The organism is Antrihabitans spumae, from assembly GCF_043944905.1.
Lineage (GTDB): Bacteria > Actinomycetota > Actinomycetes > Mycobacteriales > Mycobacteriaceae > Antrihabitans > Antrihabitans spumae.
Genome location: NZ_JBIMSN010000075.1, coordinates 1 through 803, shown reverse-complemented (window position 1 = coordinate 803; position 803 = coordinate 1). Strand labels below are relative to the sequence as shown.

1 protein-coding gene is annotated in these 803 nt (G+C 60.3%); it reads left to right on the top strand.

Annotation, left to right across the window (positions count from 1 at the left end; genetic code table 11):
* The first annotated feature begins 273 nt into the window (after positions 1-273).
* The gene (locus tag ACHIRB_RS17630) at positions 274-705 is read left to right on the top strand and encodes a hypothetical protein (protein ID WP_395125664.1); all 432 of its coding nucleotides are present in this window, start codon (positions 274-276) and stop codon (positions 703-705) included.
* The last annotated feature ends 98 nt before the right edge of the window (positions 706-803 follow it).

The following is an 803-nucleotide window of genomic DNA, read 5'->3' as shown; positions in this document are numbered from 1 at the left end:
TACGACAGCGACGGTGACGCGATCGGTCACTTGATGCTCGACCTCAGCAAGCGTTACCGGCAAACTCCGCGACGCGGCCTAAACTGTGTCCCGCATGTATCTAGACACATCTGTGCCACATGTATCTAGACAGCACAGAGGTCCTGGCCTCCAAAAGGACTCACGAGCGGCGTAGCCGCACAGGGTGGAAGAGAAGCCCCCCAGGGTGCCTATTCGATGTGGACTTTCCGCGCGATTCTTGGCGAGGAAGTACACAACTCAAGGGGGGTTCTCATGAAGCGAACAATCGGCACGTCATTTGCGGGGGTATTGGCAGCCTGCGCCATGGCGGTAGGTCTTGCGGCCGGGCCTGCGCAGGCGCACGGGGTGACGATCGACGACACCGACAGCCAGGGTTATCTGAATTACCCGGGCGCACGGTGCAACTACACCAACCAGGCGGTCTCGATCGTGCGGACCGAGAAGTCGCTCATCGTGATCTGCATCACCGGAGCGAACCGGTTCTACTACAAGGGTTTACGACTGAGCGACGGTGCGGCGATCGAGATCGACGACCCGACCTATCAGTCACCGGGTACCTGGTACGCGCGCGCAGGCGAGACGCTCTACCACTTCAACGAATACGAGTTCTACGTCTCGAATTCGAGCGTCGGCATCATCGGCTACAAACCCGTGCTCGAGTCACGAGGTGTGACACGCGGCTGAGGCGCCTGCGGCGCTCGTGAGCACTTTCGGAGGTCGCGGAGGCTGTTGCCGAATTGATTGCGGCTTCTGAGGGCTGCTGAGAGTCGGTGTCGTCGTTC